This is a genomic window from Geodermatophilus sp. SYSU D01045 (assembly GCF_054050295.1).
The window spans coordinates 1-14,469 of record NZ_JBJGZB010000037.1; the positions used below are offsets into that span (position 1 = coordinate 1).

General features: G+C 76.3%; 15 protein-coding genes. 7 read left to right on the top strand and 8 right to left on the bottom strand.

Annotated elements, in window-relative coordinates; translation table 11 throughout:
• Nucleotides 1–201: 201 nt before the first annotated feature.
• Nucleotides 202–1,701: a sensor histidine kinase gene (locus ACI798_RS21145; protein WP_456943362.1), complete on the bottom strand. Its 1,500-nt coding sequence runs from the start codon at nt 1,699–1,701 to the stop codon at nt 202–204.
• Between the two features lie 43 nt (nt 1,702–1,744).
• Between ACI798_RS21145 and ACI798_RS21150 the strand changes: the two genes are divergently transcribed.
• Nucleotides 1,745–2,251 carry a GNAT family N-acetyltransferase gene (locus ACI798_RS21150; protein ID WP_457048878.1) on the top strand — a complete coding sequence of 169 codons (507 nt, stop codon included), beginning with the start codon at nt 1,745–1,747 and terminating at the stop codon, nt 2,249–2,251.
• 10 nt (nt 2,252–2,261) lie between these two features.
• Here ACI798_RS21150 and ACI798_RS21155 read toward each other — a convergent pair whose 3' ends face one another.
• Complete coding sequence (locus tag ACI798_RS21155; RefSeq protein ID WP_457048879.1) at nt 2,262–3,824, bottom strand: WS/DGAT/MGAT family O-acyltransferase; 1,563 nt, start codon at nt 3,822–3,824, stop codon at nt 2,262–2,264.
• Nucleotides 3,825–3,936: 112 nt separating this feature from the next.
• On the opposite strand from ACI798_RS21155, the gene ACI798_RS21160 reads away from it, so the two are divergent.
• A complete protein-coding gene (locus ACI798_RS21160) occupies nt 3,937–4,731 on the top strand; it encodes an esterase/lipase family protein (RefSeq protein ID WP_456943365.1) in 795 nt (264 codons plus the stop codon).
• 16 nt (nt 4,732–4,747) lie between these two features.
• Here ACI798_RS21160 and ACI798_RS21165 read toward each other — a convergent pair whose 3' ends face one another.
• The gene (locus ACI798_RS21165; protein ID WP_387990214.1) at nt 4,748–4,972 is read right to left on the bottom strand and encodes a biotin/lipoyl-binding carrier protein; all 225 of its coding nucleotides are present in this window, start codon (nt 4,970–4,972) and stop codon (nt 4,748–4,750) included.
• Nucleotides 4,973–5,034: 62 nt separating this feature from the next.
• Nucleotides 5,035–6,084: a biotin carboxylase N-terminal domain-containing protein gene (locus ACI798_RS21170; RefSeq protein ID WP_456943366.1), complete on the bottom strand. Its 1,050-nt coding sequence runs from the start codon at nt 6,082–6,084 to the stop codon at nt 5,035–5,037.
• A gap of 158 nt (nt 6,085–6,242) precedes the next feature.
• Here ACI798_RS21170 and ACI798_RS21175 point away from each other — a divergent pair, with 158 nt between their 5' ends.
• Entirely contained in the window at nt 6,243–6,317 is a 75-nt protein-coding gene (locus tag ACI798_RS21175; RefSeq protein WP_014377707.1) for a 50S ribosomal protein bL37, read from the top strand.
• An 81-nt stretch (nt 6,318–6,398) separates the two neighbouring features.
• Here ACI798_RS21175 and rsrA read toward each other — a convergent pair whose 3' ends face one another.
• Both rsrA and ACI798_RS21185 read right to left on the bottom strand, forming a co-directional pair.
• On the bottom strand, nt 6,399–6,737 hold the full coding sequence (rsrA, locus tag ACI798_RS21180) for a mycothiol system anti-sigma-R factor (RefSeq protein ID WP_456943367.1): 339 nt from the start codon (nt 6,735–6,737) through the stop codon (nt 6,399–6,401).
• Entirely contained in the window at nt 6,734–7,450 is a 717-nt protein-coding gene (locus ACI798_RS21185; RefSeq protein WP_456943368.1) for a sigma-70 family RNA polymerase sigma factor, read from the bottom strand. Before ACI798_RS21185 ends, rsrA begins: the two co-directional genes overlap by 4 nt.
• Nucleotides 7,451–7,670: 220 nt before the next feature.
• Here ACI798_RS21185 and ybaK point away from each other — a divergent pair, with 220 nt between their 5' ends.
• Entirely contained in the window at nt 7,671–8,216 is a 546-nt protein-coding gene (ybaK, locus tag ACI798_RS21190; RefSeq protein ID WP_456943369.1) for a Cys-tRNA(Pro) deacylase, read from the top strand.
• Here the strand turns inward: ybaK and ACI798_RS21195 are convergent.
• Together ACI798_RS21195 and ACI798_RS21200 are read right to left on the bottom strand one after the other, a co-directional pair.
• Complete coding sequence (locus ACI798_RS21195) at nt 8,195–9,691, bottom strand: fused MFS/spermidine synthase (RefSeq protein WP_456943370.1); 1,497 nt, start codon at nt 9,689–9,691, stop codon at nt 8,195–8,197. The genes ybaK and ACI798_RS21195 overlap by 22 nt on opposite strands.
• Nucleotides 9,692–9,765: 74 nt before the next feature.
• Nucleotides 9,766–10,512, bottom strand: coding sequence for an SOS response-associated peptidase (locus tag ACI798_RS21200; protein ID WP_456943371.1), 747 nt, complete (start codon nt 10,510–10,512; stop codon nt 9,766–9,768).
• A 145-nt stretch (nt 10,513–10,657) separates the two neighbouring features.
• Between ACI798_RS21200 and ACI798_RS21205 the strand changes: the two genes are divergently transcribed.
• The 3 genes from ACI798_RS21205 to rsgA all read left to right on the top strand — a co-directional run bounded on the left by ACI798_RS21205 (nt 10,658) and on the right by rsgA (nt 14,464).
• Nucleotides 10,658–12,121 carry an NAD-dependent succinate-semialdehyde dehydrogenase gene (locus ACI798_RS21205; RefSeq protein ID WP_456943372.1) on the top strand — a complete coding sequence of 488 codons (1,464 nt, stop codon included), beginning with the start codon at nt 10,658–10,660 and terminating at the stop codon, nt 12,119–12,121.
• Nucleotides 12,122–12,170: 49 nt separating this feature from the next.
• Nucleotides 12,171–13,451, top strand: coding sequence for a 3-phosphoshikimate 1-carboxyvinyltransferase (gene aroA, locus ACI798_RS21210; protein ID WP_456943373.1), 1,281 nt, complete (start codon nt 12,171–12,173; stop codon nt 13,449–13,451).
• Between the two features lie 140 nt (nt 13,452–13,591).
• Nucleotides 13,592–14,464 carry a ribosome small subunit-dependent GTPase A gene (rsgA, locus tag ACI798_RS21215; RefSeq protein WP_457048880.1) on the top strand — a complete coding sequence of 291 codons (873 nt, stop codon included), beginning with the start codon at nt 13,592–13,594 and terminating at the stop codon, nt 14,462–14,464.
• The last annotated feature ends 5 nt before the right edge of the window (nt 14,465–14,469 follow it).

A 14,469-nucleotide genomic window follows, 5' to 3' on the forward strand; every position in this document is an offset into this window, starting at 1 on the left:
CCCCCCCCGCCCGCCCCCGCCCCCCCGGCCCCCCCCCGCCCCCCCCCCCCCCGCCCCCCGCCCCCCCCCCCCCCCCCCCCCCCCCCCCCCCCCCCCCGTTTCGCCGACGTCGTCGTCCTGCCGGCCGACACCGCGGCCACCTGCCGCGCTGGGCCCACCCGCCCGCTCCTCGCGGAGGCCCCCACTCGTCCCGGGCAGCGCCTAACGGCGGGGGCGCCCCGCACCGGGGAGCTCGAGGACCACCTCGGTGCCCGGCCGGCCGGGGCCCGGCGGCTCCTCGGGCGTCCGCATGACCAGCGACCCGCCGAGCTCGCTGGTCACCAGCGTCCGCACGATCTGCAGGCCCAGGCCATCGCTCCGCGCCGGGTCGAACCCCTCCGGCAGCCCCTGGCCGTCGTCGCGGACGCGCACCACCAGGTCGTCGCCGTCGCGCTCGGCCACCAGCTCGATCGAGCCGGGCTGGCCGTCGGCCGGGAAGGCGTGCTCGGCGGCGTTGTGCAGCAGCTCGGTGACCGCCATGACCAGCGGCGTCGCGGTGGCGGCGGGCAGCTCACCGAAGGCGCCCACCCGGCGGGTGCGCGCCGCCGGGCCGATCGAGGTCAGGTCGCCGAGCATCGGCAGCACCTGGTCGAGCACGTCGTCGACGTCGACCACGTCCTCCCGGCTGCCGGCCAGCGTCTCGTGGACGACGGCGATCGAGGCCACCCGCCGCACCGACTCCTCCAGCGCCGCCCGCGCGGCCGGCTCGGTCATCCGCCGGGCCTGCAGCCGCAGCAGCGCGGCGACGGTCTGCAGGTTGTTCTTCACGCGGTGGTGGATCTCGCGGATCGTCGCGTCCTTGGTCAGCAGCGCCCGGTCGCGGTCGCGCAGGTCGGTGACGTCCCGGACCAGCACCAGCGCGCCCTCCTCGGCACCCGGCGCCTGCAGCGGCAGCGCGCGCACCAGCAGCGTCGCCGACCGCCCCTCGACGTCGGTCGGGTCGGGGAACCGCCCGGCCACCGCGGCGGCGATCGCGGCCGCGACCGCCTCCCCCGCCACCCGGTCCGACGACGCCGCCCGCGTCACCCTGGCCAGGTCCGTGCCGAACAGGTCGCCGGTCACCCCGAGCCGCCGGTAGGCCGACAGGGCGTTGGGGCTGGCGTAGACGGCGCGGCCCGCCGCGTCCAGGCGCACCAGCCCGTCCCCCACCCGCGGGCTCATCTCGGCGTCGAGCAGCTTCTCCGGCGGGAAGGTGCCGGCCGAGACCATGAGGCAGAGGTCCGCGGCGATGTCGAGGTACGTCAGCTCCAGCGTCGACGGCGACCGCGTCACCGCGAGGTTGGTGTCCTTGGCCAGCACCGCGACGACGACGCCGTCGTGCCGCACCGGGATGACCTCGCGCCGCCGCGGGCTGGAGCCCGACCAGTCCGGCTCCCCCTCCGTCACCGGCCGGCCCTCGCGGTGCGCCAGCCGGAACGGGTCGGCGTCGGGCCCGTCGACCTCGCTGCCGACCAGGTCCTCGGGCTGGCTGGTCGGCGCGGTGAGCGGGCGCACCTGGGCCACGCACCACCACGCGCCGGTGCGCAGCGGCACCCACAGGGTGAGGTCGGCGAAGGCCAGGTCGGCCAGCAGCTGCCAGTCGGCCACCAGGCGGCGGGCGTGCTCGACCTGCGACGGAGCGGTCGCCGCGCCGCGGTGCAGGCGCTCGGAGAGGGTGCTCATCGTCACCGAGGGTAGGTCGGGCGCCCACCTAAGCTGGGCACCCGTGGCCGCACCGTCCCTCGTCCCCCCGCCCGTGACCGTCGACGACGCCGTCCCCGCCGACTTCCCGGCCATCGCGGCGCTGACCGTCGGCGTCTACCGGGACGAGCGGCTGGCCTCCGACGACTACCTGCCGCAGCTGGCCGACGTCGCGGGCCGGGCCTCCCGGTCGCAGCTGGTGGTCGCCCGCGACGGGGACCGGGTCGTCGGCGCGGTGGCGCTGGTGCTCGACGGCGACTTCGGCGAGATCACCGAGTCGCCGGAGGAGGCGGCGTTCCGGATGCTCGTCGTCGACCCGGGGGCGCGCGGCCGCGGCGTCGGGGAGCTGCTCGTGACCGAGTGCCTGGAGCGGGCCCGCGCGGCCGGCAAGCGGCGGATGCTGCTGTCGACCGACCCGGTGATGGCCGCCGCGCACCGGCTCTACGCTCGGCTCGGTTTCACCCGGCTGCCCGAGCGCGACTGGTCCCCGCGCCCCGGCATCGACCTGCTGGTCTACGCCCGCGACCTCTGACCGGCTCCGCTCAGCGCCGCGCGCGGGCCGGGCCGCTGCGGGACCGCGAGGGACGGCGGGGCGCGGGCGCGGCCGCCTCCGGCCGGGGCACCTCCACGCCGGCCGCGGCGGTGAGGGCGTCCAGGTCGTCGAGGATGTCGCGGAGCAGCACGTCGACGTCGGGGAGCAGTTCGGCGCAGGAGACCAGGCCCCAGTCGAGGCGGTCGAGGTAGCTCTGCACCGTGATGTTGAGGCCCTGCCCCTCGACGATCGTGGAGACCGGGAAGTAGTGCTCCAGGCGCGCGCCCGCGGCGTAGAGCGGCGTGCGCGGACCGGGCACGTTGGAGATGACGAGGTTGCCCGGGCTGAGCCGGGAGCCCAGCCGCAGCCGGGCGCTGAGCCGCATCGCCCGCGCGAAGACCGCCGGCGGCGGGAACTCCGCGAAGTCGGTGAGCCGCTCGGCGGGCAGCGCGGAGAAGATCTCCTTGCTGCTGCTCATCGCCTCGTGCACGCGGTGGACCCGCCGGACGGGGTCGGGCTCGTCGGTCGGCAGGACGGCCGAGAGCATCGACACCCGGTTGGTCCAGCGGTCGGTCTCCTCCCCCGTCCGCACCGAGACGGGCACCAGCGCCACCAGCGGGTCCGACGGCAGCGCCCCGCGCCGGTCCAGCCAGGTGCGCAGGCCGCCGGCGCACGCGGCCATGACGACGTCGTTGACGGTGGCGCCCAGCGCGGACTTGACCTGCTTGACGACGTCGAGCGACGTCGAGCGGATGGCGAGCTTGCGGTGCGGGGTGATCGGCCCGTTGAACGGCGTGCGCGGCGGCCGGACGCTGGGCACCGGCGGCGGCCGGTCCGGCTCCTCGGGGCGGTGCCGGCCGAGGTTGAGCACGGTGCCCAGCGGCCCGCGCAGGCTGCGCCGGACGTCGTTCGCCGCGCGGACCAGCACCGGGTTCCGCGTGGCCCGGCCGATCTCGCGGGCGCTCCACGCGGCGAGCAGGACTCCGCGCGCGGGCTTGCGGGCGAGGCCGAGCGCGCCCCGCGCGAGCATCTCGAGGTCGCCGGGCGGCCGTTCCGGCGTCCACGGCTCGGCCTCGGGCGGCGTCCGGTTGCCCTCGGGGGTGTCGTCGAGCATGAGCGTCATCAGCTCCACGCCCGACGCCCCGTCGATGGTGGCGTGGTGGACGATCGTCAGGACGGCGAAGCGGCGGTCGGCCAGGCCCTCGATGACGTACGACAGCCACAGCGGCTTGCGCCGGTCCAGCGGCCGGGAGACCAGGCGCGCGGCCAGCGCGGCGAGCTGGTCGTCGCTGCCGGGCGGCGGGACGGCCGTGTGCCGGACGTGGAAGTCCAGGTCGAACGCCGGGTCGGCGACCCAGTAGGGGTGGTCCAGGCCCAGGGGCACCTCGACCAGGCGCCGGCGCAGCGGCTCGAGCAGGTGCAGCCGCTGCTCCAGCTGCGCGCGCCACGCGTCGTAGGGCCGGTAGGCGGGGTCGTCCGGGCGGGAGTAGATGGACAGGCTCGAGACGTGCCCGAACTGCGCGGACGTCTCGAGGTGGAGGAACGTCGCGTCCAGACCCGACAGCTGCTTCACGTCCGCTGGCCTCCTCGGGGGACGACGGGGCGCCGCGCCCCGGCCGTCTGCACGAGTGTGTCAGGGGTCACACTCTCCTGCAGCGGACCGTCGAGGAGAACGAGGACCCGACATGCACACGACGGCGCACACCTCCCGCACACCGGCCGGCGAGGCACCCCCGTGGATCGGGGCCTCCCCGGTCGCGGCACTGCTCGCCGCGCAGCGGCCCTGGCGCGAGGCGGCCGCACTGGTCCGCTCCCCCGTCTGGCGCGGGCACGGCGTCCCGCACGGCGGCGGCCTGCCGGTCCTGCTCGTGCCGGGCTTCCTGGCCGGGGACCCGTCGCTGTCGGTGCTGGAGCGCTGGCTGGGCGCCCGGGGCTACCGGACGTGCACCTCGCAGATCCGCGTCAACGTCGACTGCACCCGCCTGGCGGTCGAGCGCCTGGAGCGCCGCCTGGTGGAGTTCACCGACCGGACGGGCCGGCCCGCCGCGGTCGTCGGCCAGAGCCGGGGCGGGCTGTTCGCCAAGCTCGTGGCGATGCGCCGGCCGGACCGGGTCGCCGGGATCGTCACGCTCGGCAGCCCGAACGTCGACCACATGGCGATCAACCCGCTGGTGGCCGCGCAGGTGCGGCTGGTCGCCGCGCTGGGCACCGCGGGCCTGCCGGGGCTCTTCCGCGACGACTGCCTGGACGGCGGGTGCGCCGGGGAGCTGGCCGAGGACCTGGCCCGCCCCTTCCCCGCGCAGGTCCCGTACCTGTCGGTCTACTCCCGCAGCGACTGGGTCGTCGACTGGCACGCGTGCCTCGACCCGGACGCCGAGAACGTCGAGGTCGACTCCAGCCACGTCGGCATGAGCGTGCACCCGGGGGTCTACCGCCTGCTCGGGGACCGCCTGGCGGACCTGGCCCGCCGCGCGACCTGAGCCGCCGGGGCGGTGGTCAGGCGTCGGCGACGGTGGCGATGAGGTCGCCCTCCTGCAGCACCTCGCCCTCGACGACGTGCAGCTCCTGCACGACGCCGGCGCGCTCGGTGAGCACGGGGATCTCCATCTTCATCGACTCGAGGATCACCAGGGTGTCCCCCGCGGACACCTCGCTGCCCGGGCTCACCAGCACCTTCCAGACGCTGGAGACCATCTCGGCGTGGATCTCCTCGACTGCCACGCGGCACCTCCTCGCTGAGCGGAGCCCCCATCCAAGCACGGGCCCCGGAGCCCGGCCGTCGCTCAGGACCCCGGGGCGAGGTCCCCCTCGGCCAGCCGGTGCAGCACCGCGCAGACCTCGTCGCCGTCGTGCGGCACCCCGGTCTCGGGCAGGCCGGACAGCGCGGCGGCGGCGGCCCGCGCGGCGGTCGCGGTGTCGGGCGCCCCGGCGCTCACGGTGGCCAGCAGGGCGTCGTACCAGCCGTCGAGCCGGTCGCCCGGGTCGTAGCCGCTGACCGCGACCACCTCGGTCCGCCCGGTGGTGCCGCGCAGCCGGCCCGCCGAGGGCAGGGCGCCGGTCACCCGGCCGGCCCTCCCGGGCGGCAGCGTCGAGCGCAGCTGGACGGCGACCGCGGCCCGCGGCGGGTGCTCGTCGAGCGCGCGGCGCCGCGGCGCGCGACGGCCCACCGCCGCGGCCAGCGCGAGGTCGACCGCGTCCACCTGGTGCGCCCGCTCCAGCACGGCCATGTCGAGGGAGAAGCCGGCCGCGACCTCCCCCAGCTCGCCGTCCTCGGCGACGCCGACGGTGACCAGCCCGCGCCAGCCGACCTCGGCCAGCCGCTTGGCGCCGGGCGGCACGTCCCCGGCGGGATCGGGCGTCCAGGACACCCGCGCGATGCCGGCCGCCCGGTCGCGGGCCACCGCCGTCGGGAACCGCAGGCCGTCCTCGGTGACGACGGCGAGCAGGCCGTGCTCGCTGGCCGGCTCCACGCCGTCGCCGCCGAGCCGCTCGAGCACCTCGGCGGGCGGGCCGACCCAGGTGAGCCCCGCGGCGGCGACCTCCCCGGCCAGCGCGGCGTTGCCGGCCAGCGCGGGCGGCACGGGCAGGACGGCGCGGGCCCCGCTGCGGCGGGCGGCCTCCACGATCCGGTCGACGGCGAGGTAGGACTCCGCCGCGGGCGCCGGCCCGAGCAGCACCGCGTCGTCGGCCAGCCGCACGTGCCGGGCCGAGCGCTCGGCCTCGGAGTAGACGGCCACCGACTTCACGTCGAGCCGGGAGCAGGCCGCGATGACCGCGCACGCCGCGGGCCCCCGCCCCGCCACGAGCACGCTCTCGATCCCGTGCTGGGCCACGCTCCCCGGTCCTCCCGTCACCGCGCCGGGCCGTCCGCCCGGTCTCCCTGCCATCGTGCCCCGCGCCGCCGACACCCACGCCACCGGGCGGGGACCTCCTCACCCGCTGTGGGACCCTGGGTGGGAACAGGGACCACGACGACGAGAGGAGGGCAGCGATGTCCAAGCGTGGACGCAAGCGGCGCTCCCGCAAGGGGAACAAGGCCAACCACGGCAAGCGCCCCAACGCCTGACGAACGGCCCGACGGGCCGGACACGACGACGCCCCGCACCCGGAGGACCGGGGGCGGGGCGTCGTCGTGGAGCCGGGGGCCTCAGGCGTCCTCGGACCAGTCGGTCCGGACCACCTCGGTGCTGACCTTCTCCACGCTGATCTGCGTGCCGTCCTCCTCGAAGGAGACGGTGGTCAGCTGCATCTTGATCCGCTCGCGCAGGCCCGACGGCGTCGGGTCACCGCCGCAGCGGCGGCGGACCAGCGCCTTGAACTCCTGCTCGATGCCGAACTGCCGCAGACACGGGGAACAGTCCTCGAGGTGCTCGGCGATGACGGCGCGGCGGGCGTCGTCGGTCTCGCGGTCGAGGAACTCGAAGACGTGCGACAGGACGTCGTCGCACGAGGAGATCTCGACCGGACGCTCCTGCTCGGTGCTCACGACCGCCCCTCCTCACCGGCTCCGGCGCGGACGAACCCGCGCTCACGGGCGTAGTCAGCCAGCAGCTTCTGCAGGCCCCGCCGGCCACGGTGCAGCCGGGACATCACCGTGCCGATGGGCGTGCCCATGATCTCGGCGATCTCCTTGTAGGCGAAGCCCTCGACGTCGGCGAGGTACACCGCCAGCCGGAAGTCCTCGGGCAGCTGCTGCAGGGCCTCCTTGATGTCGGAGTCCGGCAGGTGGTCCAGCGCCTCGATCTCCGCCGAGCGCAGTCCACTGGAGCTGTGCTCCTCGGCCGCGTACAGCTGCCAGTCCTGCACCTGGTCGGTCGGGTACTGCTGCGGCTGACGCTGCTTCTTGCGGTAGCTGTTGATGTAGGTGTTGGTCAGGATCCGGTACAGCCAGGCCTTGAGGTTCGTGCCCTCGGCGAACTGGTGGAACGCGGAGTAGGCCTTGACGAACGTCTCCTGGACCAGGTCCTCGGCGTCGGCGGGGTTGCGGGTCATCCGCAGCGCCGCCGGGTAGAGCTGGTCGAGGTAGGGCAGCGCGTCCCGCTCGAAGCGGGCGTCGCGCTCCGCGCGGGTCTCGGCGATCTCGGTGCGGCTGCCCCCCTCGCGGGCCTCGGGCACCTCCACCGGAGCTCCGGCCACCTGCTCGCGCGGGGTCTCGACCGGCTCGACGGCGGGGTTCCCGCCCGGGGTCTCCTCAGGCACCGACCGTCCTCTCTGCGGCGCCCGGAGGCGGGCTGCCACGTCGGTCGATCCTAGTCGCGCGGCGTCGGGCCGGCCCGGGGGCCGCCGGTGCGGGGCCCGGGTGCGGGCGCTGGAGACGGTGCTGCTCACGGTCCCTGCAACGGTGGCCGCCGGTGGGCTCATTCCCCGGCCGCGGGAAGTCGGCGGCGGTCCGCGCGAGCGTCGGATACGGTGCCCGGCCGTGGCGGCGACCCCCGCGGTGCGGGCCCTGGAGAAGGCCGGGGTGGCGCACACCCTGCACCCGTACGACCCCGAGCACCCGAGCGACCAGGGGCACGGCGAGGCGGCGGTGGCCGCGCTCGGCGCCGATCCGCGCCAGGTGTTCAAGACGCTGGTCGCCCGCGTCGACGGCACGCTGACCGTCGCCGTCGTCCCGGTGAGCGGCACCCTCGACCTCAAGGCGCTGGCCGCCGCGGCCGGCGGGCGCAGGGCCGCGATGGCCGACCCGGCCGACGCCGAGCGCACCACCGGCTACGTGCTCGGCGGGATCAGCCCGCTCGGTCAGCGCAGGGCGTTGCCCACCGTGGTCGACGACTCGGCGCTGGGCTTCGCGACGGTGATGGTCAGCGCCGGCCGGCGCGGGCTGCAGGTGGAGCTGCCGCCGGCCGACCTGGTCCGCCTGACCCGCGCCCGCACCGCCCCCATCGCGAAAGGACCCCTCGCCCCCCACCCGCAAGCTCGCGGCGGGCCCCCGCGAGGGGCCGACTACGAGTCGGGGACTCCGTAAGGGGTCAGAAGCTGGTCGACCGGCGCGGCGTCGTCGGTGAGCACCTGCGCGTCGCCGGCGAGGGCGGCCACCTCCTCGGCCGAGGCCACCTGCCACGCCGAGTCCTGCGCCAGCAGCGCCTGCGCCAGCGCGGACTCGTCCAGCGGCCGGTGCGACGCGACCGCGACGACGTTGCCGCCGTCCTCGGCGGCGAGCACCGGCGCGCGGGCCAGCAGCAGCACGTGCGGCCACACCGCGCGCATGGTGGCCAGCTCCGCGCGGACGAAGCCCAGCGGCGGGTGGTCGATGAGGTTGGCGACGTACACGCCGTCGTCGGCCAGCGCCCGGTCGACCAGCTCCAGCGCCTCCACGGTCGTCAGCTGCCAGGGCACCGACAGGCCGCCGAAGGCGTCGCCGACGACGACGTCGCGGGTGCCGGCGGGCTCGGCGGCCAGCCCCACGCGGGCGTCGCCGACCCGCACCTGCAGCTGCCCGGAGGTCTCCAGGCCGAGCTGCTCGCGGTCGATCGCGACGACGCCCGGGTCCACCTCGAGCACCAGGCTCTCGGTGCCGGGGCGGACCTCCGCGAGGTAGCGGGGCACGGTCGCGCCGCCGCCGCCCAGGTGCAGCGCCGACAGCGGCTCCCCCGCGGGGGCCAGGACGTCGGTGACCGCGGCGATCGCCCGGACGTACTGGAACTCCAGGTGGGTGGGGTCGGCGAGGTCGACGTAGCTGTGCCGCAGCGTGTCCAGCACCAGCACCCGGCCGGTCTCCCGCCCGGGGTCGGCCACCACGCGGGCGCAGTGGTAGGCGGTCTCCTCCTCGCACGGCGTCGGCGCGACCGCCGCCAGCAGCGACCCGGTGACGGCGAGCAGCAGCAGCGCCGTCGGCACCCGCCCCGCCCCGCCCGGCGACCGGCGCCGCAGCAGCAGGAACACGGCGATGCCGGCGACGACGGTCACGAGCCCGGTGCCGACGAGGATGCCGCTGCTCGGGAAGACCGCGATGAGCACGAAGCCGGTGGCGAAGGTGGCCGCGATGCCGCCGAGCGTGCCGATGCCCGACAGCTTCCCGACGACCGACCCGGTCTCGGCCAGGCTGGCCAGCTGCAGCTTCACCACCATCGGCGGCACCGCCGACAGCAGCGTCGCCGGCACCACGATGGCGACGGCGGCCAGCAGCAGCACGGCGCCGGCATCGGGGCCGGTGAGGAACGACCCGGTGAACCGGACCAGCGGCAGGACGGCGATCACCAGCGCCCCGCCGGCGACCAGCAGCGGCGCGATCAGCCCGCGCGGGTCGCGGCGGTCGGCGGTGGCGCCCCCGGCCCAGGCGCCGACCGCGATCGCGGCCAGCGCGAAGCCGATGACCGCGGTGTTGGTCTGCAGCGTGATGCCGACGTAGGGGGCGATCAGCCGCAGCCCGACGATCTCCAGCACCAGCACCGCGCCGGAGGCGAGGAAGGTGACCCCGGCGGCGACCCAGCCGGGCAGCACGGGCCCGGCAGGCGCCTCGGCGGGCGGGTCGGCGGGGACGACGGCGGGCGCGCGCTCGCTCAGCGGACGGCTCCTCAGAAGAGCGCGGGCTGGTCGGCCGGGGCGCTGGTGCCCTCGACGCGGGCGACCAGCTCGGCGCCGTTGTTGCGGACGTTGTTCACCGCGGCGCTCACCGGGCGCAGCTCCAGGCCCTCGACCACCGACGGCGGGGTCGGCTCCGCCAGCGCCTCGACGTCGTCGCGGGCGGGGTCGAGCCAGTCGGCCCACCGCTCGCGCGGCAGCACCAGCGGCATCCGGTCGTGGATCTCGGTGAGCGCGCCGACGGCGGGGGCGGTGACGACGGTGCAGGTGTAGAGCCGGTCCTCGCCCTTGCCCCACACCTCGTAGAGGCCGGCCATGGCCAGCACCGACCCGTCGGCCGGGGTGATGAAGAACGGCTGCTTGCCCGGCGAGTCGAGCCTCTTCTGCCACTCGTACCAGCCGTCGGCCGGGACCAGGCAGCGGCGGGAGCGGGCAGCCGAGCGGAAGGCCGGCTTCTCGGTGAGCGACTCGACGCGGGCGTTGAGCATCCGGTTGCCCACCGAGACGTCCTTGGCCCAGGAGGGCACCAGGCCCCAGCGGACCGAGCGCAGCTCCCGGTGCCCGGCGCCGGTGGGGCTGCCCTCCGGGTCGCGCTCGCGCTTGGTCCGGACCACGTAGACGTCCTTGGTCGGCGCGACGTTGAAGTCGGCCCGCAGCGGCTCCTGCCCCTCGGCGGGGACGGCCTCGAACTCGACGACGAGGTCCTCGGGACGGCGGGTGGCGGCGTATCGACCGCACATGGCTGGTCCTCCCGGCTGTCGGGCCGGCCCGGGACGGGCCCGCGGGACCGACTCTAGGCGGGACCGGGGACAGCGCGAGTGCCCTGCTGGGGGTCGGGTAGGGCCGGGGTGGAGACACCGGCGAGCAGAGACGAGGATCACGCGCGTGACCGCGACCCAGAACCCACCGCAGGAGCAGCCGAAGACCGCGAGCGAGTCCGCCGAGCGGCGCTACGCGACGGTCGACCCCTTCACCGGGGAGACCGAGAAGGAGTTCGACTTCACGCCCACCGAGGCCATCGACGGGATCATCGCGACCGCGCACGCCGCGTACCAGGAGTGGCGGCAGCGGCCGGTCGAGGAGCGCGCCGCCGTCGTGCGCCGCGCCGCCGAGCTGATGGACGAGCGCCGCGACGAGCTGGCCGCGCTCGCCACGAAGGAGATGGGCAAGCGCAGCGAGGAGGCCGCCGGCGAGCTGTTCCTCTGCTCGATGATCCTCAACTACTACGCCGACAACGGCCCGGGCTTCCTGCAGCCCACCCCGATCCAGCCGCTGCTGGGCAAGGGCGAGGCCGTCGTCGAGACGCACCCGGTGGGCGCGCTGCTGGCCATCGAGCCCTGGAACTACCCCTACTACCAGGTGGTCCGCGTGGCCGGCCCGAACCTCGTGCTGGGGAACACCGTGATCCTCAAGCACGCCGAGATCGTCCCGCAGTGCGCGCTGGCCATCGAGCAGCTGTTCACCGACGCCGGTGCGCCCGAGGGCGTCTTCACCAACACCTTCCTGCGCATCGCCGACGTCGAGCAGGTCATCGCCGACCCCCGCATCGCGGGCGTGACGCTGACCGGCAGCGAGCGCGCCGGCAGCGCGGTGGGCGCCCTGGCCGGCAAGCACCTGAAGAAGTCCGTGCTCGAACTCGGCGGCAGCGACCCGTTCATCGTCCTGGACGCCGAGAACGTCGGCGCCACGGTCAAGGCGGCGACCACCGGCCGGATGCAGAACAGCGGCCAGGCGTGCATCGCTGCCAAGCGGCTGATCGTCACCGAGGACGCCTACGAGCCGTTCGTCGCCGGCCTGCAGCAGGCGTTCTCCACCTTCGCCCCCGGCGACCCGGCGGACGCGGGCACCACGCTGGCGCCGCTGTCGTCGGAGCAGGCCGCGAAGGACCTGCACGCCCAGATCCAGGACGCCGTCGACAAGGGCGCCACCGTGCTCGCCGGGGGCGGCCGCCCCGACCACCCGGGCGCGTTCGTGGAGCCGACCCTGCTGACCGACGTGACGCCCGAGATGCGCGCGTACCACGAGGAGCTCTTCGGCCCCGCCGCCGTCGTCTACAGGGTGAAGGACGCCGACGAGGCCGTCGCCCTCGCCAACGACAGCGTCTACGGGCTCGGTGCGACCGTGATGAGCAGCGACCTCGACCGCGCGCGGGCGGTGGCCGAGCGGATCGAGGCCGGGATGGTCTGGATCAACCAGCCCACCGGCTCCTCCCCCGAGCTGCCCTTCGGCGGGATCAAGCGCTCCGGCTACGGCCGCGAGCTCTCCGAGCTGGCGGTGTTCGAGTTCGCCAACCGGCGGCTCCTGCGCACGGTGCCGGCCAAGAAGGCCGAGAAGCCGCAGGCCGGCTAGGGCGGGCTCCGCAGTGCGGCGTCGTCCGGACCGGGCAGGATGGTCCCCCGTGAGCCAGGTCTGGACGACGCCGCACCGCCCGACCCCCGTGGACGCCGTCGTCCCGCTGCCCGGCTCCAAGTCGATCACCGCGCGGGCGCTCGTCCTGGCCGCGCTCGCCGACGGCCCGAGCCGCGTCGTGCGCCCGCTGCGGGCCCGCGACACCGACCTCATGGCCGCGGGCCTGCGCGCGCTCGGCGTCGGCATCGCCGAGGACGGCGCCGACTGGCTGGTCACCCCCGGGGAGCTGCGCGGCCCGGCGGAGGTCGACGCCGGGCTGGCCGGCACCGTGCTGCGCTTCCTGCCGCCGGTGGCCGCCCTCGCCGACGGCCCGGTCCGGCTCGACGGCGACCCGCGGCTGCGCGAGCGCCCCAACGCCGGCCTCATCGCGGCGCTGCGCGACCTCGGCGTGCAGGTCGACGACGGCGGCCGCGGCCGGGCGCCGTTCACCGTGCTCGGCACCGGCGCGGTCCGCGGCGGCGCGGTGACCGTCGACGCGAGCGAGTCCTCGCAGATCGTCTCCGGGCTGCTGCTGGCCGCCGCCCGGTTCGCCGGCGGGATCGACCTCGCCCTGGCCGGCGGGGTGCCGTCGATGCCGCACGTGGAGATGACCGTCGCCGCACTGCGCGAGCACGGCGTCGACGTCGTCGCCACCGACCGCGGGTGGCGGGTCTCCCCCGGGCGGCCGGCCGCGCTCGACCGCGTCGTCGAGCCCGACCTGTCCAACGCCGCGCCGTTCCTCGCCGCCGCGCTGGTCACCGGCGGGCGGGTCACCGTGCCCGACTGGCCGGCGGTCACCACCCAGCCCGGCGCGCAGCTGGACCGACTGCTGGGCGCGATGGGCGCCGAGGTCGAGCGGACGCCGGACGGCCTGCGGGTCACCGGCACCGGCCGCGTCGCCCCGCTGGTCGCCGACCTCGGCGACGTCGGCGAGCTGACCCCCGTGCTCGCCGCGCTCTGCGCGCTGGCCGACGGGCCCTCGCGGCTGACCGGCATCGCCCACCTGCGCGGCCACGAGACCGACCGCCTCCAGGCCCTCGACGAGGTGCTCACCGCCGTCGGCGCCCGCGTCCGGCAGCTGCCCGACGGCCTGGAGGTGGAGCCGGGCCCGCTGCGGCCGGCGCTGCTGGACTCCTACGCCGACCACCGCATGGTGCACGCCGCCGCCGTCCTCGGCCTCGCGGTCGAGGGCGTGCGGGTGTCCGGGGCCGAGGCGGTCACCAAGACGCTGCCGGACTTCCGCGAGCGCTGGGCGGGCATGCTCTCCACGACCGCGGGGGTGGCCTCCTGAGCCGCCGCCACGACAGCCGCTCGGACGAGGACGACGTCCGGGTCCGGCCCAACCGGCGCGGGTCCCGCCCGCGCACCCGCACCCGGCCGGCGCACTCCGACGCCGTCCCGGGCCTGGTGATCGCGGTCGACCGCGGCCGGATGACCGTCCGGGTCCCCGGTCCGGACGGCGCCCCGCTCGAGGTGACCGCGATGCGCGCCCGGGAGCTGGGGCGGCACGGCGTCGTCGTCGGGGACCGGGTGCGGCTGGTCGGCGACACCAGCGGCCGGCCCGACACCCTCGCCCGGATCGTCGTCATCGAGGACCGGACGACGTCGCTGCGGCGCACCGCCGACGACACCGACCCCACCGAGCGGGTCGTGGTGGCCAACGCCGAGCAGCTCGTCGTCGTCACCTCGGTGACCGACCCCGACCCGGCGCTGGGGTTCCTCGACCGCTGCCTGGTGGCCGCCTACGCCGGCGGGCTGGAGCCGCTGTTCTGCCTGACCAAGACCGACCTGGCCAGCCCGCAGGCGCTGCTGGACCGCTACGCGGGGCTGGACGTCGGCGCGGTGCCGGTGTCCCGGGAGACGCCGCTGGACCCGCTGCTCGAGCGGCTGGAGGGGCGCACCAGCGTGTTCGTGGGGCAGTCGGGCGTGGGCAAGTCGACGCTGGTGAACCGGCTGGTGCCCGAGGCGGACCGGGCCATCGGCGAGGTGACGAAGGTCGGGAAGGGGCGGCACACGTCGTCGTCGGCGGTGCTGTTCGACCTGCCCGGCGGCGGCACGATCGTCGACACACCCGGCATCCGCTCGCTGGGGCTGGCGCACGTCACCGCCGACGACGTCGTCGCGGCCTTCGACGACCTCGCCGAGGCCGCCGTCGACTGTCCGCCGGGCTGCGGGCACTCCGCCGACGACCCGGACTGCGCGCTGGACGCCTGGGCCGCCGACGGTCCGCCCGGCCGCGCCGAGCGGCTGGCCAGCGTGCGGCGGCTGCTCGACGCCGTGGGCCAGCTCGGCCCGGGCTACTGACGGGA

Coding starts and splice junctions, on each gene's coding strand:
- ACI798_RS21200 (WP_456943371.1), bottom strand. CDS start 10,512: ATGTGCGGTCGATACGCCGCCACCCGCCGTCCCGAGGACCTCGTCGTC.
- ACI798_RS21160 (WP_456943365.1), top strand. CDS start 3,937: ATGCACACGACGGCGCACACCTCCCGCACACCGGCCGGCGAGGCACCC.
- rsgA (WP_457048880.1), top strand. CDS start 13,592: ATGACCGTCCGGGTCCCCGGTCCGGACGGCGCCCCGCTCGAGGTGACC.
- ACI798_RS21145 (WP_456943362.1), bottom strand. CDS start 1,701: ATGAGCACCCTCTCCGAGCGCCTGCACCGCGGCGCGGCGACCGCTCCG.